The sequence below is a fragment of the Candidatus Latescibacter sp. IFSED24 genome, assembly GCF_058273205.1.
Map to the genome: position 1 here is coordinate 3,183,312 of NZ_CM177850.1, position 23,056 is coordinate 3,206,367.

Below are 23,056 nucleotides of genomic sequence, written 5' to 3' on the forward strand. Positions count from 1 at the left end.
CCACTCTGGACAGGGAGACCGATCGCGAATGGCAGGCTCCACCAACATCTCCACGTTGATCACCATCATCTTCGGCCTCATGCTCACCGACCTGTTCGCCAGCGTCCACCGCCTGATCCGTCACCGCCGGCGCGTCCGCTGGCACTGGCTGCCGCTCCTGGTCACGTGGTACGTGCTCGCCATGGTCCTGCGGAACTGGTGGGGGCTGGTCTTCAACGAAGCCGACGGGGTCTGGGGAAACGGCTGGATCTTCTTCTACTACGGGCACATCCTCCTGTTGCTCTATCTGGTCGCCTCGGCGGTGCTCCCCGACGAGATCCCGGACGCCGGACTGGATCTGCGGGACTTCTACTTCGAGAATCGCCGCCAGCTGTGGGGATTGCTGGCAGGCGTGAATCTGGTGTTGCTGGTCTTTTCGCTGCTCCGGCCTGCGTTCATGGATCTCCCGACCAACTGGATGGCGGTCTTGTCGAACCTCGTCATGGGGGCCGTCGCTCTGTCTCTGGCCTGGGTTCGACGTTTCGCCTATCACGTCACCGTCGTCATCCTCTTGGTCACGCTGCTGACGATCGAACTGGTGTTCAAGTTCTAAGTCCGACAGGTTCACCTACGATGATCCACCCCGCACGGCCGCTGGCTCGCCATTGGCCTCCACCACCTTTGATGCTAAGGTCTTCCTGGCAAGATCACACAACGGCCACCCTCGCCATCCAGGACAAGAGATGATGCGACGCTGTGCAAGACTGGCCGTCTGGCTGGGCGCCCTCCTCGCCGCCACCGCCCTCGCCCAGACCGAATACGAGACCCTGCGCCAGCCCGCCATGCGCCGCCTCGGCGCCCGGCTGCAGGCCGGTCAGGAGGCCACGGCCCGCCGCGAGCTATCCCAATACGTGGCCAGATATCCAGGCGACGCGATCATGCGCTACAACCTGGCCTGCCTCACCGCCCTCGCCGGCGACGCGCGGACCGCCCGCGCCATGCTCGACACCACGCTGGCGGCCGGCTACCGCGACCTCGAACGCATCCTCAACGACCCCGACCTGTACCTCCTGGCCGACGATCCGGAGCTGCAGACCACCCTCGAGGCGCACAAGGCCGCGCTGGTCGACCGCATGAACGTCGGCGCGTTCTTCCTGGAGGAGGGCGCCTGGAGCGATCCCATGCCGCTGCGGCCCGACCGCTTCGTCCCCGGCCCTGCGGCTCCTCCGGGCTCGGTCCGCTTCCGCTACGACCAATCCGGCCTGACCGCCGAGGTCACCACCCCCGTCCCCGACGCCCACGAGATCCTCCTCTGCGTCGCCCTGCCCCGGAACCTCGAGGAGTTCGAGACCACGCGCTGGTTCGAGTTCCGCGCCGACCTCGCCCGCACCGGCGACACCGTCGCGCGCCTGGGCCGCCACGGCCGCCGCGACCCCGCCGCCCGAGCCGGCACCCTGGCCCGGCAAGGCAACGCCTGGCAGGTGCGGATCCCCTGGTCGAGCCTGCACCCCTACCGCCCACCCGTCGAGCTGCTGCTCGGACTCAACACGGTGGTGCGCGAGCGCCAGCCGGAGGCCCCGGCCGCGCGCTGGGCGCTGATCCGCGATCCCTACCTCGCCAGCGGCCTCACACCCTGGCGCCGTTTCGTCCCGCTCGACCTCGACCCCGGCCTCGACGCCGCCGCGGCCCTGGTCGGCCGCCTGGCCACCTACCTGGTGGTCGGCGACACGCTGAGCGTGGAGTTCGGCATCCAGGGCTGCCCCGCCGGCCCCGCCCACCTCGCGCTGCACGCCACCGCCGGAGGTGCCGCCGCCGATACCACCCTCAAGATCGACCTCGAGGCCGACCTGGCCTACCTCACGGTCGACCACGGCCTGGGCGACCTGCCCGCCGTGGGCTGGTTCGACGTGGGCGCCGACCTCGCCCTGGCCGACGGCCGCCGCCTCGCCTGGCGCGACCGCGGCTTCCGCCTGCCTCCCGACTGGTTCCTCACCCAGCAAGCCAGGCTGGCATCGTTGCCCGAGGCCGAGCAGCCGCTGGTGCAGTACCAGCTCTTCCGGGTCCTGCGCGGACAGCAGTCGTTCCAGCCCCACGACGACCCGACCGCGGTGGCGGTGGCCGTGCTCGCGGCCGAGAGCCTGCTCGCCGAGGCGCAGGACGACGGCTCGGTCATGCCCGACCAGGCCGGTCTCGTGGCCGCCGCCTTCCCCACCGGCAGCGACGCGCTGCAGTCGTGCCAGCTCGTGCTGCCGCCCGCCTCGCGGCGCCAGGGCGCCGAGCTGGTGGCCGTCTTCACCGCCGACCGCGACCTCACCCGCACGCTGGCCGACGCCCTAGCCGGCGCCCGTCCCGCCGACGACGGACGCCTCTTCCTGGTGGCCACCGCCCCCGCCATCCCCGGCCAGGCCGCGGCCGCCGCCTCGCTAGTGGGCGACGCCCTCGTCTGGGCCCGCGCCCTCCTCCAGCCCGCGTCCGTGCGTGTGGTCGGCGCCGGCGTGGCCGCCGAGGTGGTCCTGCACGCGCTGCAGGCCGACCCCACCCTCGCCCCGCGCGCCCACCTGCTGGCCGCCGCCGACTTCGATCCCTGGCCCCTGAGCCAGCCCGACGCCATGGCGCGCCTGCTCGCCATGTCCCTGGCCGACCATCTCCTGGTCCTCGACCTGCCCACGGCGGCCGGCCCGCGGACCCTGGCCCTCGCCGAGGCACTGACGGCAAGCGGATTGCAGGTCGAGCGCGCCGAACGGCCCGCCGACGGCGACGGGCCGCCGGTCTGGGCCGCCCGCATCCTCGCCGGTCCCTAGTCCGATCGTGGCGGGGTGACGGCGGTGCTGGCGATCCCGGCCAGGGTTCAAGGTCTTCCAGGAATCATTATCTTAGCAGTTAAGTGACTATTTCATAGCTACTTATTGCTGTGTGCCGGCACACGCCACCCAGGCACCACCCCGCCAGGCGCAGCCGATCAGTTGCCCGCGAAGAGGGTGCTCTCGTAGAAGAGCTCGTAGATCAGGTGCAGTGTCCTTACCGTCGCCGGATCCAGGCTCTCGGGATCGGCGGCCGGGGCCGGCCCCGGCGGTGTGGCGCTCCTGGACAGCGCGGAACGGGTCTCGCCCGCGGCCATCGTCGGCTCTCCTGTCGGTGCTGCGGCCTCGGCCTCGTCGGCCCGCGGCCGCGTCTCGGCCACCACCGGCGGCTGCTCGGTGGCCGGCCGGGTCGGCGGCGTCACGTCGCGCGTGGAAGCGCCGGCCTGTCCAGTGGAGCCACCTGATGTGGCCCGATCCCCGGTACCGGTTCCGCTGCCGCCATCGGAGCCTCCGCCACCACCGACCGCACCACTCCCGCCGACACCCGCGCCGCCACCGGAGCCGCTGGACCCACCGGCACCACCCATACCGTCTCCACCCCCGCCCATCGCCACCACCGGCTCGGGCTCGGGTTCCGGCTCGGGCTCGACCTCGGCGATCATCAGCTCGGGCTCGTCGTCGAGACGCCGCAGCACGATGGCCGGCCCCTGCACGTAATCGCCGCCGGGCGGCACGGTCACCGGCTGCGGTTCGGGCACCAGGTACGGCTGGCCGCGCAGCGTGCTCTCCACCACGCCGATGAGGTAGTCGCCGGGCAGGACGCCCTGGAAGAGGTAGAAGCCGTCGAACTCGCTGACCGCGGTTGCGATGCGGTTGCCCGCGAGGTCGGTCAGCTCGAGGCCGATGTTGCGGATCGGGCGGGTGAGCGCCTCGTCGCGGGTGACCACGCCCTCGATCTCGCCCACGTAGCGGAAGGGGAAGGCGAGGTCGGAGACGCCGCCGGGGTGGACCACCGTGGTCATGCCCTCGAAGGCTGGCACCAGGTACGGGTCCTCCACGGTGGCCATGTCCACCATGACGTTGACGAACTGGTTGGCCGGGATGCCGGGCAGGAAGGCCTGGCCGTCGTCGGCGGTGCGGATGTCCTGCCACAGCGGGTTGCGGCCGAAGCCCACCGCGGGCAGCGGGGCGTCGCCGTGCCCGTAGGCGCCGTCGTTGTTCTGGTCGATGAACGCCCTGACCAGCGCCGCGCCCTGGTTGGTGAGCGGCTTGCCCGACATCATCCAGCCGCCGCTGTCGGGCGTCTTGACCAGCGAGGTGGAGGCCGACACGCCGACACTGGCGCCGTAGGACGTGTCGTAGCCCGCGCGCAGGCCCAGGCGCACCGGGCGCAAATGCCAGTCGAGGTTGCCCTGGACGTAGGTGGCGCCCTCGCCCAGGAAGCTGCGGCGGCCGGTGAGCTGGCCGGTGAGGTTGGGGCGGAAGCTGTGGCTCGCCGTGGCGCCCACCTGACGGACGCCCTCGCCGTCGTCGAGGTCGTACTCCATCTCGCCGCGCAGGCGGATGCCCGCGAGATAGCCGGCGAGCATGAGCTTGCCGAGCAGGTCGTCGCGCTCGAGGTCACCCGACTCCTGGAGGTAGCGCAGATCGTGGCCCACGCTCACCCGGCCCAGGCTGGTGCCCAGGTAGGTGTCCAGGTAGTCGCGCCGCACGTCGTAGTTGACGTCGTAACCCTCGCCGAGCCACTTGAGCCGATAGTTGAGGAAGGGCCGCGCCTTCTTGTAGAACGCGCCAGTGAGCCGGGCCTCGCTCTTGCGCGACAGCTCGCCCGACCCCTCGTTGGTGTTGCTGACGAAGTCCGAGTACTCGGCGTGGCTCAGGTAGAGCGACTGCCGGCCCAGGCGCGTCTGGCCCGCGAGCGAGGCGGCGAAGCCGGCGTCGAGGTCCTTCACGCCCACGGCCTGCAGGAAGATCGGGCCCAGCGACTGGAGCAGGGTGCCCTGCGCGTAGTCGTGGTTGCGGTCCTCGACGTAGACCTGCGCCACGGTGGCGCCCAGCGTGGTGGTCGAGGTGAGTCCGTAGCCCAGCTCGAGCTGGTGATGCCATTCGCCCTGGCCCATCACGTTCGACCCCGAGGTGGGTGACCCCACGATGGACTCGCCGCGCTGCAGGCCGGCGTAGTTGTAGTTGAAGTGCCCGCGCTTCCACATGCCCGAACGGATGTTGTAGGTGCGCACGTCCTCGCGCTTCTGGCCGTTGGGGCCGTAGAGGATGGCGCGGATGGTGTTCAGGCCGAGGTGCAGCGGCACCGCGGTGAAGAGGTACTCGCCGCCGGTGCTGGCGGTCTGGATGTCGTGGAGCGAGCCATCGAGGTACAGCTCCACCTCCCAGCCCGGCGGCGCGTCGCCGCGGATGTCGATGGCGTCGAACTGGGAGACGCTGCCCAGCGGACGGTTGGTCACCGCCACGCCGCGCCCGCGCTCGCTGCCGCCGATCAGCGGCAGCGCAGTGCTCGCGACGTCACCGAAGGTGAAGCTGGTTGCGGATAGCGGCCCGAGCAGCTCGGCATCGCGGTCGGTGCGGCCGGCGCGTAGCCAGGCGGTCCAGTCGTTCACCGCGTGCCGGTCGTAGCCCAGGAAGCCGGTGATGCTGAGCTTGGCCAGGTCGCCGCGGCTGAGCAACGATCCCGTCCAGTTCGAGCGACTGCGTTCGGCGGTATCCCAGGTCACCGCCGCATCCACGAACGGCCACGCCGCAAGCCGGTAGCCGGCCTCGCGGCGGGGATATTCGATCCTGGCCTGCTCGCCGTTGCCCAGCCGCGCCCACTTGGCCTCACGGTTCAGACGGCTGATCAGGGGCACGGTCTCGCGTGGAATGATCGCCACGCGCAGGCCGCGCAGATCGATCTCCAGGTCCAGGGGCCACCACCTGGAGAGCACCTCGCTGGAGACGTAGATGTCGTCCTGGTTGACGTAGAGGCACGGTTCGGAGATCCCGCTCTGGCGGTCCCCGACGGTGACGCTGCGGTTGGCCACGTCCAGGTGGAAGGTCCGGTCCTCGTCGACCAGCCAGCCCTCCACCACACCCCGGCCGGGATCCGAGACGATGGCGTACTCCAGGACATAGGCGAGTTCGCCCAGCGGCAGCAGCACCTGGTCGCCGTGCAGGTATCCGATGAGTCCGCGGCTGGCGAGGTAACGCTCGGCACGCACCTCGAGGATCAGCACGTCGGCCTCGTTCACGGGCAGCAGGATGCCGTCGTCCTGGGCGAACGCGGGCACGGTCGCCGTCAGGAGCATTAGCAGCGCCAGGAGCGCCATCATGCCGCCAGGGATCTTCACTTCACCGCCGGCTCAGTTGGCCGGGCACGATCTCGACGCGGGAGCTCAGGTCGCCGCCGCCGTCGGGCGTCTCCTGGTAATCGACGATGATGCGGCCGCTGGCGAGGTCGACCGATTCGTGGGGCGACACCAGGGTGAAGACGCGCTGCGGGTTGGGTGTGTAGACCGCGATCCCGCGGCCGAAGTAGATCTGGCTCTCGTTACCCATGGGGTCGATGTGGGTCACCGTCAGGTTGCCGTAGAGCGAGCGCCCACCGGTGCGGTCCAGGCTGAAGCGGACGGCGCCCTGGCTTGTCAGCGACACCTGGGAGATGGCCAGCGTGGCCTCGGGGTGGCCGAAGCGCACGACGATGGGCACCAGGGTCTCCACCGACGCCACCGGTCGCGCGACGAACTTGTCCTGGCCATCCAGATCGGGCAGCTTCTCCTCCACCTCCCGCAGGCGCGGCACCGTGGGCACCGAGCACACCGAGAGATGGGCGCGGAACTCCTGGTCGTCCACGTTGCGGTCGCGCGGCCGGCGCACCAGCAGGCGGACGGTCTGCGAGCTCCCCGCGGGGATCACCACCCGCCGGGGGGAGTAACGCAGCACCTCGCCGGCGAAGTTTGCACTCGCGGTAACCGCCGAATCGGCGCGCACCAGCCGGCCGTCCTCCTCCATGGTGTAATAGACCAGCGAGATGCGGTAGGTCTCCGCCTCGCCGCTGCGGTTGGAGAGGAAGACGGTGGCCGCCCGGGTGTTGCCGTCGAGCAGGATCCGGCTGGGCGCCACCGAGACGCCCTGAGCCCGGACGCCGGTGGCCAGCAGGAGGATCGCCAGACAGCACAGTTTTCCCAGAGTCTTGCCCATTTTTGCCGAGTCGAGGACCATCGAAGAGCCTCCGTTGGAGTACAATTAGTTGCAAGGCAGAGACTTAGCTCTGCTCGACAGGAGTACCAACGGAAGAACCGCAAGCCCCGTGCCGGGGGGCTGGCGCCAAAAGAATCCGGGACGAGAACTGAGTCCTCGTCCCGGAAAAGCCTGCTATGGAGCAGTGAGGCGGCCTACTGGAAGGTCACGCTCACGGTGTAAGGCAGGTTGACGGGCGTCCCGCTAGTGGCGCTGGCCTGGGTGCGATCGATGGTGATCGTGGCACCGACTTCCAGCTCCTCGGTCGCGATGGCCAGGGTCCGGGTCTGGGGAACGGCGCCCTCGGCACCGGCACCGGCCCAGTCGGCGGTGAAGGTGTCCAGGGTGATGCCGGACGGCTGCGTGCCGGCGGTGCAGGTCACGGTGATGTCCGCGCCAACCGTCGACGTCACGTCGAACACGCCCTGCGCGATGTTGGTGGCATCGCTGATCAGGTTGTCGGTATCGGTGGTCGAGCCGTCTTCGGCGGCCACCACGACCGAGCCGTTGTTCAGGACCAGGACGCCGAAGTTCAGCGCCTGGGTCTGGGCGATGGTGATACCCTCGATGATGTCGACCTGGGCGTTGGTCACCAGGTCCACGGCACCGGCGCTGCTAGCAAGAGCCACGAGCACCAGGGCCAGAATCGAGAAACGCGAGAAGTTCTTCATCGGTCACTCCTTTGTCTCCAGCCGAAATGGCTGACGAACTTCTACTGGTTCCTTACCAGTTTCTCCAGGGCTGGCTCCGATCATCTCTCAGCCCTTGCACAGGCATTGATTCGGACATCCTGAGGACCGCTTTAGGAGAAAATCCTGGAAAAGATCCGGGGATGATTCAGGGCGGGTACGGGCTACTCGTAGACGGCCGTGACCGTGTAGCCGATCTGCTGGCCGCTGCCGGGGTCCACGTCGCCGGCCGAGATGTCGAGGCGTGCGCCGAGGTCGAAGGTGAGGTAGCCGGTGGCGTCGAGGGTGAGGCCTGACAGCGGCGGCGTGCCGTAGCTGGTCTCGAAGGCGCTGAGCGCGAAGCCCGTGGCGCTGCCGGCGGCGATGCTCACGCTCACGGCGCGGAACGCGTCGCCGTTGAGCCGGATCTCGGCCGAGAACGGGGTGCCGCCGTAGACCAGGTGGTCCGGATCCTGGGTGATGGCGTCGTTGGTGCCGAGGACCACGTAGCCCGAGTTGTCGCAGAGCGTGCCGAAGTGCATGGCGTAGACCTGATAGACCGACAGCTCGGCCTTGTCGGCGGACAGACCGCGTCCGCCGAGGTCCAGCGGGACGATCTTGTCGGAGGCGCCCACCGGTCGGCGCAGTTGCTGCGCCGAGATGGTCGTGCCGTCGCCCGGATCGAGGGCCAGCGACGACGACGCGGACGCCAGCAGCACGGCCAGCACCAGGCAAACCATGCCGCCGGCTGTCACGAAACCTGCCGACAAACGCCCTGATTTCGGTCGCCTGTCCCGCATCGCCTCCGTCTTTCCTGGTGGCGGGCCACGGCCGCCGCCATTGCAATCAACTGTCCTGCAATCACTTGCCCGGACCGCGCCACGAGCGGGGCGCGGAATCGACAGGGATCGCCGTCAGGAACCAGCGCAAACGGCATGCCCCGGCGTGGCGCACGGTTTGCAAAGACGATCCGGGATGATCGATCCACGCCCCTGAAGGAGAGCACCATGTTCGCGACCATGGCCCACCACCGCCGCTGGGGCCTGCTGCTGCTGACCGTCCTGTCGCTGATCTCGGCCCTGGCCTTCTACGACACCACCGTCGGCGACGCCGACCTGTGGTGGCACCTGGCCTACGGACGACACTGCGTCGCGCACCAGACCTGGACCGTGGACCACGCGGCCTACGCCTGGACCCCTCTGACCGAAACCTGGATCTACGTGAGCTGGCTCGGCGACACGGTCCTCTACGCGGTCCACGCGCTGGGCGGCGAGGTGGGCCTGCGCCTGCTGCAGGCCGCGCTCTACCTGGGCATCGTGACGCTCTGGGTCCGCAGCCGGCGGCGGTACGACCTGCTCTCGATACTGGCGATCCTGGCGGTGCTGCTGGTGATGAAGCCCGCCGCGGTCCAGGTGAAGAACACCATGTTCTCGGCGGCGCTGACCGCCTCGGTGCTGGCGGTGTACCTGCACGCCCGGCAGGCGCCGCGCCATCGCTTCTGGCTCCTGCCGCCAATCTATCTGGTCTGGGTGAACAGCCATGGCGAGGTGATCCTGGGCGTGGTCCTGCTCGGGCTATTGACCGGCGGCGAGGTGCTGCTGCATCTGCTGAAGCGACCGTCGGCGCTGCCGGCGACCTCGTACCGGCACCTGCTGGTGGCGGCGGGCCTGAGCCTGCTGGCGCTGGGCCTGACCCCGGAGACCTGGCGCTTGCCGGCGTACTGGCTGGGCCGGCTGGGCGGCGAGGCGGCGGTGGCCGGCGGCGCGGTGATCCGCGACGTGACGCCCACCCACGGTTTCCTGCACGCCGCGCGCTTGCAGGAGGTGCCCCGTACCGGCACGACCTGGCTCTGGCTGGCCATGAGCGGGATGCTGGCGGCGGCTGTCTGGACGGGAGCGCGGCGGCGGCGCTGGGACGAGCTGCCGCTGGCGTTGGCCGCCATCGTCTTCGTGGGCGCCTCCTGGTTCCTGGGCCGGCTCCTGCTCCTCGCGCCGCTGGTCTGGCTCTTCACGCTGATCCCGACCCTGGACCGGATCGAGCCGGCGGCCCGCCCGCGGCTCCGGTGGCTGGCCACCGCGGGCATCCTGCTGCTCGCCGTGGGCGCCCTCGGCGCCCGGACCCTGATCGCCTACGAGAACGACTGGTTCGGCCCGCGCCTCAGCACGGCGCACCCGGTGGACGCGGCGAGGTTCGTCGCCGACCACGACCTGCCCGGCCCGCTGTTCAACGATTACCAGAGTGGCGGCTACCTGATCTGGGCCCTGGGCCCCGAGCGCCCCGTCTACATCGACCCGCGCTACACGCCCTACGCCGCCGACGTCCGCGCCGCCGCCGTAGCGTTCCAGCGCGCCCCCTCGGTTGACGGCCTGCGCGCGCTGCATGCCCGCCACGGCTTCGCCACCGCAGTGATCAGCAACGTCGAGGCCTTTCGCGTGGCCCAGACCTTCCAGGCCGCCCCCGAGTGGACACTGTTATATCTGGGGCCCGCGGCCTCGGTCTTCGTCCACCGCGACCACCTCACCCCCGCCCTGTCCGCTCTGGCCACAAACGCCCTGGTGGCCGATCGCTTCGCCGCCGTCGACAACCTGAGCACGCTCATCGGACTGACCAACGTGGCCAGTGCGGTCTCCCCCGGCGAGACGCTGCGCCTGCTGCGCACGCTCCAGCGCAACGTCCCCGGCTGGAAGCTGCTGAAGCCGCGGGTCGAGGACACCCTGCTGCGATACTGCGAGGCCCGGGCCTTCGCCTCGGGCGAGGCCGGCGGGGCGCGGCTCTCCGCCGCGCAGGTCCAGCAGCGATTCGCGCTCTACTACCTCAACGGCGAGGTGGACCTCGCCCGGCTCATCGCCAACGGCTACCTCGTGGCCCATCCCGACGACGCAGCAATGCACTACAACCTGGCCTGCGTCGAGTCGCGCGCCGGCGACCTGCGGGCGGCCTACGCCGCGCTCGCCGCCGCCCTCGACCGCGGCTACGACCAGTTCGACCGCATCGAGACCGACGGCGACCTGGCGGCGCTGCGCGCCGACCGGAATTACGACTCGTTCCGCAACCGCTGGCAGGGCCGCCGCACCGCCCGCGCCGCCAGCTGACGGAGTTCGCGACCGTGCTGCGCTGCCCCACCTGCCGCTGCGACCTGGACCCCGCCACCCCTGCGGCGGCCCGCTGCCGCTGCGGCTTCGCGGCCCAATCGCACGACGGCTTCGCGGTCTTCGCCCCGCGCCTCGCCCACAGCCACGACGGCTTCGGCGACCACGCGCACGACGACCTCGCCGCGGTGGAGGACCGGCACTTCTGGTTCCGCTGCCGCCGCGAGCTCCTGGTGCACCTGCTGCGCACCCACGCTCCCGAGGCGCGCTCGTACTGCGAGGTCGGCTGCGGCGGCGGCCACGTCCTCGCGGCGGTGGCGGACGACCGTCCCGGACTCTCGCTCTGGGGCGTGGAAGCCTCGCTGGCCGGCCTGCGCCACGCGCGACGGCGGGTGCCCGGAGCGCGGCTCCTCCAGGCCGATGCCACCCGGCTACCGTATCGAGACCATTTCGACGCCAGCGGGTGCTTCGACGTGCTCGAGCACCTGGACGACGACCTCGCTGCCCTGCACGGCCTGCACGATGCCCTGCGCCCGGGCGGTCTCCTGCTGGTGACCGTGCCGCAGCACCGCTGGCTGTGGTCTTGGGTCGATGAGGCGTCGTGCCACCGCCGCCGCTACTCCCGCGCCGACCTCGCCGGGAAGCTGGCGCGCGCCGGGTTCGCGGTGGAGCGCTGGACCTCGTACCTGGTGTGGTTGCTGCCGCTGATGCAGGCGGCGCGCTGGCGGCGGCCCGCCGAGGCGAGAGCCCCGCGGCTACCGCGCGTCGTCGATACGGTCGGTCGGATCGTGACCCGGGGCGAGCTGACCTTCACCCGCGCCGGCTGGGACCATCGCTGGGGCGGGTCGCTGGTCTGCGTCGCCCGGCGCGCCGACTGACCGGCCCGCGAGCCAGAGCACCCCGCCGATCAGCGCCTGCGCCAGGGTCATGGCCAGCCAGAGCCCGGCGATGGCCACCGCCATGACCTCGGGCATGCCCGCGGCCACGAACAGCGCCACGAAGCCGGCCTCGCGCACCCCCAGACCGCCCACGCTCACCGGCAGCATGCTCGCCAGCCAGACCACGGGCAGCAGCGCCGCGTAGGCCACCGGCGGGGTGGTGTCGCCCAGCGCGCGGCCCAGAACCACCAGCGCCGAGATGGCCACCACGTGCGTGAGTACCGCGCCCAGCCCCGCCGCCACCAGCGCCCGGGGTCGGGGCGCCCGTGTCAGGGGCAGCCGCGCGCGCCAGCGCCTGGGGATCCGATCCGGACGTGCCAGGATCGCCGCGGCCGCCAGCGACCCCGGCAGGAGCGACAGCACCACGAGCCGCAGCCAGGGGCCCGGCACCAGGTCCCAGGCCAGCGGCAGCGCCAGGCTCGCCAGCAGGCCCAGGCCGGCCAGGCCGATCAGGCGGTCGCAGAGCACGCTCTGGGCGGCGATCAGTCGGCCCACCCGGTGCCGCGGCATGAGCGCCCAGCGCGCCACGTCGCCGCCGGCCGCCGTGGGCATGGTCAGGGTGAAGAAGGCGCCCACCAGCACGAGGCGCAGCAGGGTCACCACCGGCAGCGGCCGTTCCCAGGCCCGCAGCACCTGACGCCAGCGCCAGGCCAGGACCAGGTTGCGCAGCATGAGCAGCGCGAACGCCGCCATGGCCAGCGGCGGCGACGCGGCGGCGAGCTGATGGCGCACCTCGCCGATGTCGGTGCGCACGGCGAGCACGGCCAGCACCACGGCGGTGAAGGCGATCTTCAGGAGGTTGAGGGTCATGGCGCGACGGCGGGTCATGACACGGCCTCCGCCAGCAGCGGCGAGCCGTCGCCAAGGATGATCGGGGCGGCGAAGAGAGCATCGTGATGGCGGCGGGCCGGCGCCAGCATTTCGACCAGGGCGGCGGGCGGCGCCGGCGGCGACGGGACCGTGGCCGAGGCGGCGGCCCAGCCCTCCAGGCCGAGACGCAGGCGGCGCGCGGCCTCGCGTGGCAGGAGACGTTCCACGAGGCCCGTGCTCCGGCGCGACAGCGAGGCCAGGCCGGGCAGGAGACGCCCCTGCGAGGCGTTGAGCCGGCGGTCGACCACGTTGTCGGCGGCGAAGTGGGCCGGCAGGCCGAGGAACGCTTCCAGCGCGTGCAGGATGCCGAGGCGGTCGCGGGCGAAGGCGGCGTAGTCGAAGAGCAGGAGGTCGGCGCCGTAGGTTCGGCGCCAGGAGGCCAGCAGGTCGGTGTAGACCGCCTCGCCGAAGCGGTAGTGCAACCAGCCGCCGTCCTGGCGGCGATCCCAGCCCCCGCGCGCGAAATCGATGAGCGGCGGCACCGGGTCGCCCAGGCGCGTGAAGTGCGCGTGCAGCGACCGCACCCACGACACCGGTTCGCGCACCCCCAGCACCACCTTCACGCCGGGGGTGGCCGTCTGCAGACGGGCGGGGATTTCAGTGTCGAGGGCATAGCCCGGCTCGATATCCCCGATCAGCTGGCCGGGCCGCGCGCCCGCGAGCTGGTCGGCGTACCACCGGGGTCCGCGATCGCGGTGCAGGTTGAGGTAGTTGAGTTCCTTGCGCCACGGCAGGTGGATCCCGGGGTGGCGCTGGAGGTTGTGGTAGAGGTAGGTGGTGCCGGTGCGGGGCAGGCCGGCCACCACGAAGTGCGGTCCGCAGCCCGGGGTCAGCACGGCAGGACCTCGGCGGGGTCGGCGTTCTCCTGCGCGGTGGTCGCCGGATCGGCCGCCGGCGTCCGCTGGTGGTGGATGGCCCGCACCAGCGTGCGCGGCCGGCCCTTCACCTCACGGAAGACACGGCCCACGTAGAGGCCGCAGACGCCCACGGCGAACACGGTCAGCCCGCCCAGAAGCCAGATCGAGATGAGCAGGCTGGTGTAGCCGGGCACCGGCTTGCCCAGGACCAGGCGCGTCAGGAGCGCCCAGGCGAGCGCGCCGCCCGACAGGCCCAGGATGGCCAGGCCGAGGCCCGCCAGCAGGGTCAGCGGGCGGTCGCTGAACGAGGTCACCGCGCGCAGCGTCAGCGCCAGCTTGCGGCCCAGGGTGTAGGTGCTGCCCGGCCGCGAGCCCTTGCGCACCGTCAGCGCGCGCTGGCGGAAGCCCGCGTCGTGGGCCACCGGACCCAGCACGAACTCGCGCTCGCCGTACTGCAGGAGCGCCTGGACGTAGGCGCGGGTCATCAGCCGCACCGTGAGCAGGTTCGGCGGCAGATCGAGGCCGGTCAGCGCGTTGAAGAGCTTGTAGAACACGGCGCCGGTGAGCCGCTCGACCACGCCGCCCTTGCGCGCCTGCTGCTGGCCGAAGACCACGTCGTCGCCGTGGTCCAGCTCGCGCCAGAACTCCGCGAGCAGCTCGGGGGGTTCCTCGAGGTCGACGTCGATGAGGAAGACGCGCCGGCCGCGGGCCGCGGCCAGCCCCGCCATGATGGCCTGGTGGTGGCCGTAGTTGCGCGCGAGCTCGATCACCGTGACGTGGGGGTCGGCGCTGGCCAGGCGGCGCGCCTCGGCCAGCGAACCGTCGGTGGCGCCGTCCACCACGTAGATCACTTCCCAGGCGCCGCACACCGCCCGGGCCGCGGCGCTGATCCGCGCGTGGAACGGGGCGACGAACGCCTCGGACTGGTAGAGCGTGGTGACCACCGACAGCTGCATGGTTCCTCCCGGCGGACACACGCCGCCATCGGATCTCCATGCAAGGAGCGATCCAGCCCCCGGCGGCGCACTGGCCCCCCGCTTGCAACGCTCCAGGCAGGAGCGGACCGCGTGGTCCGTCCAGTCTGGAGTCGTGGCATGATTGACCAGATCCCGTTCAACCGGCCCTTCATCGCTGGCAAGGAACTGTTCTACATGGCCAATGCGGTCGTGGAGGGGCAGCTCGCCGGTCGGGGCACGTACACGCGCCGTTGCGAGGCCTGGCTACGGGAAAAATTTGCCGCCCGGCACCCCCTGTTGACCCACACCTGCACCGCCGCGCTGGAGATGGCGGCGCTCCTGGCGGGTCTCGGTCCGGGCGACGAGGTCATCCTGCCGTCGTTCACCTTCGTCTCCACCGCCAACGCCTTCGCGCTGCGCGGCGCCACGCTCCGCTTCGTGGACATCCGCCCCGACACCCTGAACCTGGACGAGACCCGGCTCGAGGCCGCCATCAACGAGCGCACCCGCGCCATCGTGCCGGTGCACTACGCCGGCGTGGCCTGCGCCATGGACGAGATCCAGGCCATCGCCGCCAAGCACAACCTGCTGGTGATCGAGGACGCCGCCCAGGCCGTGGGCGCCACCTACCACGGCCGACATCTGGGCACCCTCGGCCACTTCGGCTGCTACAGCTTCCACGAGACCAAGAACCTGATCAGCGGCGAAGGCGGCGCGCTCCTCGTGAACGACCCCGACCTCTGGGAACGCGCCGAGATCTGCTACGAGAAGGGCACTAACCGCACGCGGTTCCTGCGCGGCGAGGTCGACCGCTACGTGTGGGTGGGCCTGGGCTCGAGCTACGCGCCCAGCGAGCTGGTGGCGGCGTTCCTCTACGCCCAGCTCGAGTCCGCCGACCAGATCACCCGCGACCGCCGCGCGGTGTGGGAGGCCTACCGTCAGGCGTTCACGCCGTTCGCCGAGCGCGGGCTGCTGCGCGTGCCCACCGTGCCCGCGGGCTGCGAGCACAACGCCCACATGTTCTACCTCATCCTGCCCACCGGCGAGGCACGCGACCACCTCATCGACGCGCTGCGCCAGGCCGGCATCCAGGCGGTCTTCCACTTCGTGCCGCTGCACTCCTCGCCCATGGCCGCGCGCCTGGGCTGCCAGGGCGGGCCGCTGCCCGTGACCGACGACCTCGCCGCGCGCCTGGTGCGCCTGCCGTGCTATTACGGCATGACCCCGCAGGAGCAAGACCGCGTCATCGCGGCGGTCATGGCCGCCGTCTCCACCAGCGTGCGCCGGGAACTGGTCCCGGCCGGGGCATGAGCGCCGGCGCGGCGACGGCCGCAGCCGCGATCCGCCTCGAGCTGGGCGTGTCGTTGCCCCCGGCCGGCCGCGAGTACCTGGCCGCCGCGCTCACCCGCAGCTACGACCTCGCCGAGGTCGCCTTCGCCGACGAGGCGGTGCTCGTCACCCCGGCCGAGGCCATCGACCGCGCGCAGCTGACCGAGCAGGTCGCACGCCTGGCCTCGCTGGCGCGCACCCTCGTCCCCGACGTCCAGTTCACGCAGATCGGCGCCGGCACCTACACCGCCGACCCGCAGCCGAGCCTGCGCGCCCGCGGCGACGTCACCCCCGTGGCGCCGGGCATGGTGGCGCTGGCCGGGCCGTTCCTCGCGCTCACCGGCGCGGTCGACCGCTACTGGCGACGCGTGGCCGCCGCGCTCGCGGCCCGCGAGGAGGAGTACCCCACGCTCTGGCCGGTGGACCTCTACCGCCGCATCGACTACTTCCGCGAGTTCCCCCAGCAGGTGCTGCTCGCCGCCCCGGTCCACGAGACCTTCCGGCGGCGCGAGGCGTTCGCCGCGGCCCACGGTCGCGCGCAGGACTACGAGACCGTCGACAGCGGCGCCCACCTCGCCGCCAGCCGCCTCGGCCTGCAGAGCGCGGTCTGCGATTGCTGCTACTACCTGCGGCGCGACACCGCCGACCAGCCCGACCGCTGGTACACCACCGCCGGCCGCGTCTACCGCAACGAGATCTCACCCGACGGCGGCCTCGACCGCCTGCTCAGTTTCCGGGTGCGCGACATCATGGCCGTGGGCAGCGAGCGGTTCGTGCGCGCGGCGCAGGAGCGCATGCTCGCCGAGGCCGCGACGTTCCTCGAGCGCCTGGGATTGCGCTGCCGCATCGAGACCGCCGGCGACCCCTTCTTCGCCAACGACAGTGTGCTCAAGAACCTCTTCCAGACCACCGCCCAGCTCAAGTACGAGCTCAAGGTCCCGCTGCCCCACGACGGCCGCGACCTGGCCATCGGCTCGGTCAACCTGCACCAGGACTTCTTCGGCCGCAGCCTCCAGATCCGTCTGCCCGACGGCTCGCCGGCATGGTCGGCCTGCGTGGGCGTGGGCTTCGAACGCGCGGCCTACGCCATCTGCTGCCAGCACGGTCCCGACCCCGGGAACTGGCCCGACCTCGACCAGGGAGGGACGCCGGCATGAGCGACGTCCGGCAGCAGGCCGAGCAGGCCCTGGCCGCGCACGCGCACCGCCGCCACGCCGTGCTCACCGGCAACGGCACCACCGCGCTGTGGGCGGCGCTGTCGGCGCTCGAGCTGTCGGCGGGCGCCGCGGTGCTCTATCCCGACCTGACCTGCGAGACCGCGGTCAACGCGGCCATCCTCGCCGGCCTGCGACCCGTGTTCGCCGACGTCCAGAGCGCCACCGCCCATCCCGCCGCCGCCGACCTGGTGCTCACCGCCGCGCGCAGCGGCGCCCGCGCCATGGTGCCCACCCACCTCTTCGGCCACCGCGCCAACCTGGCCCCGCCCGCGCGCATGTGCCCCGCGGTGGTGGACGCCGCCCAGACCGCCGGCGAGCCCGAGGACCTGACCGGCGGCGTGGCCGCCGTGCTCAGCTTCGGTGCGGGCAAGCAACTCGACCTCGGCCACGGCGGCGCCATCGTCACCGACGATCCCGACCTCGCCCGGACGTGCCGCCGCCTGGTGGACGACCTCGCCGACGCTCCCGCCCAGCGCGAGGCCTGCCGCCGCGCGTACATGGTGGATCTGGTGGCCCTCGGCCGCGATCACGCGCCCGGCACCCCCGACCATGCCCACCGGCGACTCGCGCTGCTCCAGCGCCACGGCCGCGGTTACCTCGCACCGCCTACAGCCGATCTCTCGGCCCGACTGCCCGAGGCCCTGACCCGTCACGCCGCCATCGTGCGCCGCCGACAGGTCCTGGCCGCGCTGCTCGAGGAGGGTCTCACCGACCTCTCGGGCGTGCGCCTGTTCCTGCGCCGCGGCGAGGCGCCCTGGCGCTTCACCTTCGCCGTGGGCGGCCGTCGCGACGCGGTGATCAGCGCGCTGCTCGCGGCCGGCCTGCGCGCCAGCCGCCTGTTCCCCCCGGTGCACCCCCTCCTGGCGCGGCCCGACCGTGACTACCCCCGCGCCATCGCCCTCGCCGGCCAGCTCGTGAACATCGACCTCGCCGGTCTCGGCGACCACCCAGCCGCCGCCTGCCGCGCGGCCGTGGCCGCCATCACCCGTGTCCTGACCAGGGAGTCGGTGGCATGACCTGTGGCAATTGCGGCCATGACGGCCTGGAGATCCTCGACGAGCGCGACGGCCACGGTCGGCCGCTGGTGACGTCGGACGCCCAGCTCCTCGACGCGGTCCGCGCCGTGCGCACGCTCTGCCCCGCCTGCGCCTGCATCCAGATCCACTACGACCCCCCCGACCGCCTCCAGCGCTTCTTCGCCGCGCAGTACGACGTCTCCGATGCGGTCCAGGACAACCTGGTGGTGGACCGGGGCCATCCCGTGGGCAAGCACACCCTGGTCAAGCACCACGGCGCCGGCCTCGTCAGGCGGCTCGCCGACCGGGGCGACGTCCTGGAGATCGCCTGCGGCAGCGGCGAGTGGCTCGCCTGGCTGCACGGCCGCCGTCCCGGATGGCGCTGCTGGGGCGTGGATCCCGCCGCCCGCGCCGGCACCGCCATGCCCCCGGGCGCGGTGTTCGTGCGCGATCGCTTCCGCCGCGAGACCCTGGCCGGCCGCTCGTTCGACCTCATCGTGGCCCACGGCTTCCTCAACCGCGCCCCCACCCTGCCCGAGCTGCGCAAGATCCGCGCGCGGTCGCTGCCGGGCACGCTGCTGAGCCTGGAAGTCCTGACCCTGGAGGACTCGGTCTTCGCCCCCTTCGTCTGGGACCATCCCTTCCACTTCCGCCGCGAGGTCTTCGCCCGCTACCTGGCCGCGGCCGGCTTCGCGGTGGAGGCCTGGCACGACTGCGTCTCGGCCTGGAACTGCCTGGCCCGCTGCACCGGCCTGCCCGTTCGCGAGGACGAGCCGCTCGCCGTCCCCGAGGCCATGGTCAGCGCCACCCGCGGCGACTGGCTGCGGCACCTCACCTGGTGGGACGAACGCGTCGAGAACCTGCGCCAGGAACCCGTGCCGGCCGGCCGTCGCGCCGCGCTCTTCGGCGCCGGCCTCTTCTCCGCCGTGCTCCACCACGAGGTGGCCGGGGACCTGGATTTCGACCTGGTGGTCGACGACGTCAAGGCCGGCCGCCGCTTCGCCGGCCGCCGCGTGGTCTCGGTGGCCGAGGCCGCCGCCGCAGGCAAGGTCCACGTGCGTCTGCTCTGCCGCGACCGCTACGAGCCCGCCGTGGCCGACCAGCTCATCGACGCCGGTATCGCTTTCTCCCCGTCCGCCCATCCCGTCCGAAAGGTCAGCCATGCTGGAACGTGAACTGCGTGACGTGTTCGCCGCCGCTCTCGGCGGTGTCTTGCCCGAAGGCGACTTCGGGCGCGACCAGGTCGAGGAATGGGATTCGCTGGGCCACGTGAAGCTGGTGCTCCAGCTCGAGGCCACACTCGGCATCAGGGTGGCGCCGGCCGACATTCCCGCGCTGCACGCCGACTTCGAGACCGTGCTCGCCTACGTCGCGGCGCAGCGCCAGGAGGTGTCGCCATGAGGGCGGTGATTTACGGTTCCGGCCGGCTCGGCAGGCAGGTCCTGCACCTGGTGACCACGCACTTCGGCGCACAGCTCACGGTGGTCGGCTTCGTGGACGACACGAAACCCGCGGGCGAGGACGTCCGCGACGGCTACCTCACCCTCGGCGGCCTCGACGCCGTGGCCGCCGCGCCCGACACCGCACCCGACCGCGTGGGCCTGATCCCGGCCATCGGCTATGGCGACCTTTGCGCCCGCGGCCGCGCGCTCCAGCACGCCCGCGCCCTGGGCTACGGCTTCCCCACCCTGGTGCACCCGCGCGCGCTGATCGAGCCCGGCTGCCGGCTCGGCGCCGGCGTGATCGTGCTCGCCGGGGCGCTCCTGGACCAGGGTGTCCAGGTGGACGACTTCTGCTACCTCGACCAGGGCGTCAAGCTGGGCGAGGACACGGTCCTCGGCCCCAACAACTACCTCGCCGCCGGCACCACGCTGGGCGGCAGCGTGCGCCTGGGCCGCGACAACTTCCTCGGTCTCGACACCACCGTCACCGACCAGGTGACCGTGGGCGACGGCAACTTCGTCAACGCCAAGTCACTGGTCTACAAGGATCTGGGTGATCGCCAGCGCCTGGTCCAGTTCCACGAACAAACCCGACTGCCCCTGCCCACGGCGGCCGACACCTGCGAGGTGCTCTGATGGATCAGCCCGACCTCACCCAGCTCGAGCAGTTCGTGCAGAGCTACGACTACCCCACCGACATCCTGGTGGAGACCGTCGCGCACTGCAATCTGAAGTGCGTCATGTGCCCGCAGAAGAACCTCACGCGTCCCCGCGGCCGCATGTCCTACGAGCTGTGGAAGAAGATCGTCGACGAGGTGGCCGAGGCCAGCCCGTCGACCACCATCTGGCCCGCGCTCATGGGCGAGCCGCTGGTCATGGCGCCCGAGATCTTCCGCTGGCTGCGCTACGCCAAGCACGCGGGCATCGAGCGCATCGCCCTGAACAGCAACCTCAACCTGCTGCGTCCCGACCACGCCGAGTCGCTGGTCACCAGCGGGGTCGACGAGCTGATCGTGGGCCTCGACGCCGCGAGCTGCGATCTCTACCGCGAGATCCGCGTCGAGGGCAACCTGGAGCGGGTGCGCCGCGCCATCGAGTACCTGGCCGACACCAAGGAGCGCCTGGCCTCGCGCACGCCGAAGCTGGTGCTGCAGTTCATCGTCATGGACGAGAACGCGCACGAGGAGCAGGCGTTCATCGACTACTGGCAAGCCAGCGGCCACGAGGTCGATCTGAAGATCAAGCCGCGCACCGGCTGGGGCGGCACGGTGCCGGTGTGGAGCGGCATGCAGCCGGGCAAGCAGCGCGATCGCCTGCCGTGCACGTGGCTGCTGCGCCAGCTCACCGTGTTCTGGAACGGCCAGGTGCCCCAGTGCGACGGCGACTGGAACGGCCGCACGCGCTACGGCAACCTCAACCGGCAGAGCATCAACGAGGTCTGGAACGGCCCGCTGGCCCGGGTCCGCGCCAAGCACTTCCGCGGTGACTACAAGTTCGTGCCGTGCCACGATTGCCAGGACTGGTCGGCCGGCCTCTCGCGCACCATCCACTGCGGCCAGCCGGCCGCCGCCGCCAGGGAGTCGTGATCATGCCGATGCAGATGGAACTGCAGGAGATGCAACCGCCGGGAACCTGGTGCACCGACTGGGCCTTCCTGCGCGCGGTGACCGACAGCGGCGCCCGCAACTACCTCGAGGTGGGCTGCGGCGAGGGTCGTGTGGCGGGCGAGCTGGTGGACCTGGGACTCTGGGGCTACGGCATCGAGCCATCGGCCGAGGCGGTGCGCCGCTGCCGGCTGCGGCTGGCGGTGCCCCTGGCCTCGCGCCGCTTCCGCCTCTTCCACGGCACGCTGCAGGAATTCGAGCCCGAGCACCCCGTGGATCTGGTCTACTCGCAGATGGTGCTCGAGCACGTGGCCGACGACCTGGCGCTCGTCCGCGACATGATCCGCTGCGTGCGCCCCGACGGCACGGTCATCGCCGTGGTCCCCGCGCGTCCCGAGCGCTGGGGCCCCGAGGACGATCTCAGCGGCCACCTGCGCCGCTATGACCGCGAGAGCCTCACCCTGCTCTTCCGCGCCGCGGGCCTGAAGGACATCGAGATCAAGTCGCTCAACGTCCCGGTCTCCAACGTGCTCCGCCGCCTGAGCGAGCAGGCCGTGGGCGAGGGCCTGGCGGAGCGGTCGGACCTGGACACGGCCGGTCGCACCGAGCTGAGCGGCCTGCGCGACGTCCCCTACAAGAACCGCTTCCCCGCCTGGTGCCGGTTGGTCCTCAACCGCACGGTGATGTGGCCGTTCTGCCAGCTCCAGCGCGCGTTCTTCGGCAGCGACCGCGGCCTGGTGCTCATGGCCACCGGTCGCGTCACCGCGGCCGCCGCGCACTGGCAGGAGTCGGCGTGACGGCTGGCACGGTGGCCATCGTGCAGTCGAACTACATCCCGTGGAAGGGCTACTGCGACCTCATCGCCCGCAGCGACCTCTTCGTGCTGCTCGACGACGTCCAGTACACGCGCCGCGACTGGCGCAACCGCAACCGGATCAAGACGCCGCAGGGCCTGCGCTGGCTCACCATCCCGGTCCAGGTGAAGGGGCGCTACGAGCAGTCGATCCGCGACACCCGCATCAGCGACCGCGGCTGGGCGGCCGCGCACTGGCAGCAGCTCGTGCAGGCGTATGGCAAGGCGCCGTGCTTCGACCAGGAGCGAGCGTGGCTCGAGCCGCTGTACCGCGACGAGGCGCCGCGGCTGGAGTTCCTCTGCGAGGTGAACCGGCTGTTCCTCGCGGCGATCTGCGCGCGGCTCGGGATCCGGACCCCGCTGGCGAGCTCGACGGACTTCGAGCTGGTACCGGGAAAGACCGAGCGCCTGCTGGCGATCTGCCGGCAGGCAGGCGCCGCGCGTTACCTCTCGGGACCGGCGGCGCGGGATTACCTGGACGTGGAGAGCTTCGCCGCAGCGGGGATCGCGGTGGAGTGGATGGATTACGGCGGGTATGCCGAGTATCCGCAGCTCCATCCGCCGTTCGCGCACGGGGTGACGGTGCTGGATCTGCTGGTGCACATGGGGGACGAGGCTGCCGGGTATCTGCTGGGGAATTGATCGCGTCCGGGTGAAGATGGCGCCACCGGACTTCGCAGCCTAATCCAATAGCACTGCCCCCACACCTGCTCCGACCAGCTTCGCTGCCCGGCTTTCCCTCCGGCATGCATATTGCACGATCCAGCAAGATGGCGTATAATTTTGCAACAAATAATCGTGCATAATGCCATCCCGAACCCCAGCCGGGAGCCCCGTCGACCATGCGCCAGCTCGCCGCCGCAACCGCCCTGACCCTCCTTCTGGCTGCCCCCACCCTGGCCGCGACCCTGGAGACCAGCGCGCAGGTCACCATCCTCCCCGCCAGCACCGCCCTGCTCACGGACCAGGCCCCCGACGGCGCCGCCACCTGGTCGGTCGCCGGCGAACGCGACGCGCAGATCCAGGTCACCCTGGAGTGGCGCACCGCCGACGGCCGCCGCCTCGCCGCCGCCGAGCCCACCCCCCTCCTCCTGGACGCCACCGCCCGGAGCCTGGCCACCCCCGCCACACCGACCGGCATCGCCGCCGCCCAGCCCGTGGCCACCCTGGTCCTCTGCCGCGAGTAGCTCCCGGTCCGGATCCTGCA

The 23,056-nt window shown here is 71.5% G+C and carries 20 protein-coding genes and 1 pseudogene; 14 read left to right on the top strand and 7 right to left on the bottom strand.

Annotated features, from left to right (window positions below; genetic code table 11):
• The first annotated feature begins 28 nt into the window (after positions 1 to 28).
• Positions 29 to 592 carry a hypothetical protein gene (locus tag IFSED24_RS12925; protein ID WP_491331884.1) on the top strand — a complete coding sequence of 188 codons (564 nt, stop codon included), beginning with the start codon at positions 29 to 31 and terminating at the stop codon, positions 590 to 592.
• Positions 593 to 722: 130 nt separating this feature from the next.
• Positions 723 to 2,780, top strand: a complete 2,058-nt coding sequence (locus IFSED24_RS12930; RefSeq protein WP_491331885.1) for a hypothetical protein — start codon at positions 723 to 725, stop codon at positions 2,778 to 2,780.
• Positions 2,781 to 2,938: 158 nt separating this feature from the next.
• Here the strand turns inward: IFSED24_RS12930 and IFSED24_RS12935 are convergent, their stop codons facing one another.
• From IFSED24_RS12935 to IFSED24_RS12950, 4 genes are all read right to left on the bottom strand, one after another.
• Positions 2,939 to 6,121: a hypothetical protein gene (locus IFSED24_RS12935; RefSeq protein WP_491331886.1), complete on the bottom strand. Its 3,183-nt coding sequence runs from the start codon at positions 6,119 to 6,121 to the stop codon at positions 2,939 to 2,941.
• Position 6,122: 1 nt separating this feature from the next.
• Positions 6,123 to 6,992, bottom strand: coding sequence for a fimbrial biogenesis chaperone (locus IFSED24_RS12940; protein WP_491331887.1), 870 nt, complete (start codon positions 6,990 to 6,992; stop codon positions 6,123 to 6,125).
• A 173-nt stretch (positions 6,993 to 7,165) separates the two neighbouring features.
• Positions 7,166 to 7,681, bottom strand: a complete 516-nt coding sequence (locus tag IFSED24_RS12945; RefSeq protein WP_491331888.1) for a DUF4402 domain-containing protein — start codon at positions 7,679 to 7,681, stop codon at positions 7,166 to 7,168.
• 182 nt (positions 7,682 to 7,863) lie between these two features.
• Positions 7,864 to 8,433: a hypothetical protein gene (locus tag IFSED24_RS12950; RefSeq protein ID WP_491331889.1), complete on the bottom strand. Its 570-nt coding sequence runs from the start codon at positions 8,431 to 8,433 to the stop codon at positions 7,864 to 7,866.
• 252 nt (positions 8,434 to 8,685) lie between these two features.
• Here IFSED24_RS12950 and IFSED24_RS12955 point away from each other — a divergent pair, with 252 nt between their 5' ends.
• Entirely contained in the window at positions 8,686 to 10,770 is a 2,085-nt protein-coding gene (locus IFSED24_RS12955) for a TPR end-of-group domain-containing protein (RefSeq protein ID WP_491331890.1), read from the top strand.
• 14 nt (positions 10,771 to 10,784) lie between these two features.
• Positions 10,785 to 11,645 carry a class I SAM-dependent methyltransferase gene (locus IFSED24_RS12960; protein WP_491331891.1) on the top strand — a complete coding sequence of 287 codons (861 nt, stop codon included), beginning with the start codon at positions 10,785 to 10,787 and terminating at the stop codon, positions 11,643 to 11,645.
• 36 nt (positions 11,646 to 11,681) lie between these two features.
• Here IFSED24_RS12960 and IFSED24_RS12965 read toward each other — a convergent pair.
• From IFSED24_RS12965 to IFSED24_RS12975, 3 genes and pseudogenes are all read right to left on the bottom strand, one after another.
• Positions 11,682 to 12,533 (bottom strand): annotated as a pseudogene (locus tag IFSED24_RS12965) (lysylphosphatidylglycerol synthase transmembrane domain-containing protein); the annotation flags it as partial.
• Complete coding sequence (locus IFSED24_RS12970; RefSeq protein ID WP_491331892.1) at positions 12,530 to 13,411, bottom strand: hypothetical protein; 882 nt, start codon at positions 13,409 to 13,411, stop codon at positions 12,530 to 12,532. The gene IFSED24_RS12970 and the pseudogene IFSED24_RS12965, both read right to left, overlap by 4 nt.
• Positions 13,405 to 14,388, bottom strand: a complete 984-nt coding sequence (locus IFSED24_RS12975; protein WP_491331893.1) for a glycosyltransferase family 2 protein — start codon at positions 14,386 to 14,388, stop codon at positions 13,405 to 13,407. The genes IFSED24_RS12970 and IFSED24_RS12975 overlap by 7 nt, the downstream gene beginning before the upstream one ends.
• Before the next feature lie 138 nt (positions 14,389 to 14,526).
• Between IFSED24_RS12975 and rffA the strand changes: the two genes are divergently transcribed.
• The 10 genes from rffA (at position 14,527) to IFSED24_RS13025 (ending at position 23,036) form a co-directional block, all read left to right on the top strand.
• Positions 14,527 to 15,699, top strand: coding sequence for a dTDP-4-amino-4,6-dideoxygalactose transaminase (gene rffA, locus IFSED24_RS12980; RefSeq protein WP_491331894.1), 1,173 nt, complete (start codon positions 14,527 to 14,529; stop codon positions 15,697 to 15,699).
• Entirely contained in the window at positions 15,696 to 16,874 is a 1,179-nt protein-coding gene (locus tag IFSED24_RS12985; RefSeq protein WP_491331895.1) for a class-II aminoacyl-tRNA synthetase family protein, read from the top strand. The genes rffA and IFSED24_RS12985 overlap by 4 nt, the downstream gene beginning before the upstream one ends.
• Positions 16,871 to 17,950 (top strand): DegT/DnrJ/EryC1/StrS family aminotransferase, encoded by a 1,080-nt coding sequence (locus tag IFSED24_RS12990; protein WP_491331896.1) that lies wholly within the window; start codon positions 16,871 to 16,873, stop codon positions 17,948 to 17,950. Before IFSED24_RS12985 ends, IFSED24_RS12990 begins: the two co-directional genes overlap by 4 nt.
• Positions 17,947 to 19,125 (top strand): class I SAM-dependent methyltransferase, encoded by a 1,179-nt coding sequence (locus IFSED24_RS12995; RefSeq protein ID WP_491331897.1) that lies wholly within the window; start codon positions 17,947 to 17,949, stop codon positions 19,123 to 19,125. Before IFSED24_RS12990 ends, IFSED24_RS12995 begins: the two co-directional genes overlap by 4 nt.
• Positions 19,112 to 19,351 (top strand): acyl carrier protein, encoded by a 240-nt coding sequence (locus IFSED24_RS13000; protein ID WP_491331898.1) that lies wholly within the window; start codon positions 19,112 to 19,114, stop codon positions 19,349 to 19,351. Before IFSED24_RS12995 ends, IFSED24_RS13000 begins: the two co-directional genes overlap by 14 nt.
• Positions 19,348 to 20,028 (top strand): LbetaH domain-containing protein, encoded by a 681-nt coding sequence (locus IFSED24_RS13005; RefSeq protein WP_491331899.1) that lies wholly within the window; start codon positions 19,348 to 19,350, stop codon positions 20,026 to 20,028. Before IFSED24_RS13000 ends, IFSED24_RS13005 begins: the two co-directional genes overlap by 4 nt.
• Positions 20,028 to 20,978 (top strand): radical SAM/SPASM domain-containing protein, encoded by a 951-nt coding sequence (locus IFSED24_RS13010; protein ID WP_491331900.1) that lies wholly within the window; start codon positions 20,028 to 20,030, stop codon positions 20,976 to 20,978. The genes IFSED24_RS13005 and IFSED24_RS13010 overlap by 1 nt, the downstream gene beginning before the upstream one ends.
• 2 nt (positions 20,979 to 20,980) lie before the next feature.
• Complete coding sequence (locus tag IFSED24_RS13015) at positions 20,981 to 21,793, top strand: class I SAM-dependent methyltransferase (protein ID WP_491331901.1); 813 nt, start codon at positions 20,981 to 20,983, stop codon at positions 21,791 to 21,793.
• Positions 21,790 to 22,491, top strand: a complete 702-nt coding sequence (locus IFSED24_RS13020; RefSeq protein WP_491331902.1) for a WbqC family protein — start codon at positions 21,790 to 21,792, stop codon at positions 22,489 to 22,491. The genes IFSED24_RS13015 and IFSED24_RS13020 overlap by 4 nt, the downstream gene beginning before the upstream one ends.
• Positions 22,492 to 22,691: 200 nt before the next feature.
• Entirely contained in the window at positions 22,692 to 23,036 is a 345-nt protein-coding gene (locus tag IFSED24_RS13025; RefSeq protein WP_491331903.1) for a hypothetical protein, read from the top strand.
• Positions 23,037 to 23,056: the final 20 nt, after the last annotated feature.

What these genes read in the sequence shown, in the direction of transcription:
- IFSED24_RS12925 (WP_491331884.1), top strand. Translation starts at nt 29, where the DNA reads ATGGCAGGCTCCACCAACATCTCCACGTTGATCACCATCATCTTCGGC.
- IFSED24_RS12930 (WP_491331885.1), top strand. Translation starts at nt 723, where the DNA reads ATGATGCGACGCTGTGCAAGACTGGCCGTCTGGCTGGGCGCCCTCCTC.
- IFSED24_RS12940 (WP_491331887.1), bottom strand. Translation starts at nt 6,992, where the DNA reads ATGGTCCTCGACTCGGCAAAAATGGGCAAGACTCTGGGAAAACTGTGC.
- IFSED24_RS12945 (WP_491331888.1), bottom strand. Translation starts at nt 7,681, where the DNA reads ATGAAGAACTTCTCGCGTTTCTCGATTCTGGCCCTGGTGCTCGTGGCT.
- IFSED24_RS12955 (WP_491331890.1), top strand. Translation starts at nt 8,686, where the DNA reads ATGTTCGCGACCATGGCCCACCACCGCCGCTGGGGCCTGCTGCTGCTG.
- IFSED24_RS12975 (WP_491331893.1), bottom strand. Translation starts at nt 14,388, where the DNA reads ATGCAGCTGTCGGTGGTCACCACGCTCTACCAGTCCGAGGCGTTCGTC.
- rffA (WP_491331894.1), top strand. Translation starts at nt 14,527, where the DNA reads ATGATTGACCAGATCCCGTTCAACCGGCCCTTCATCGCTGGCAAGGAA.
- IFSED24_RS12985 (WP_491331895.1), top strand. Translation starts at nt 15,696, where the DNA reads ATGAGCGCCGGCGCGGCGACGGCCGCAGCCGCGATCCGCCTCGAGCTG.
- IFSED24_RS12990 (WP_491331896.1), top strand. Translation starts at nt 16,871, where the DNA reads ATGAGCGACGTCCGGCAGCAGGCCGAGCAGGCCCTGGCCGCGCACGCG.
- IFSED24_RS12995 (WP_491331897.1), top strand. Translation starts at nt 17,947, where the DNA reads ATGACCTGTGGCAATTGCGGCCATGACGGCCTGGAGATCCTCGACGAG.
- IFSED24_RS13000 (WP_491331898.1), top strand. Translation starts at nt 19,112, where the DNA reads ATGCTGGAACGTGAACTGCGTGACGTGTTCGCCGCCGCTCTCGGCGGT.
- IFSED24_RS13005 (WP_491331899.1), top strand. Translation starts at nt 19,348, where the DNA reads ATGAGGGCGGTGATTTACGGTTCCGGCCGGCTCGGCAGGCAGGTCCTG.
- IFSED24_RS13010 (WP_491331900.1), top strand. Translation starts at nt 20,028, where the DNA reads ATGGATCAGCCCGACCTCACCCAGCTCGAGCAGTTCGTGCAGAGCTAC.
- IFSED24_RS13015 (WP_491331901.1), top strand. Translation starts at nt 20,981, where the DNA reads ATGCCGATGCAGATGGAACTGCAGGAGATGCAACCGCCGGGAACCTGG.
- IFSED24_RS13025 (WP_491331903.1), top strand. Translation starts at nt 22,692, where the DNA reads ATGCGCCAGCTCGCCGCCGCAACCGCCCTGACCCTCCTTCTGGCTGCC.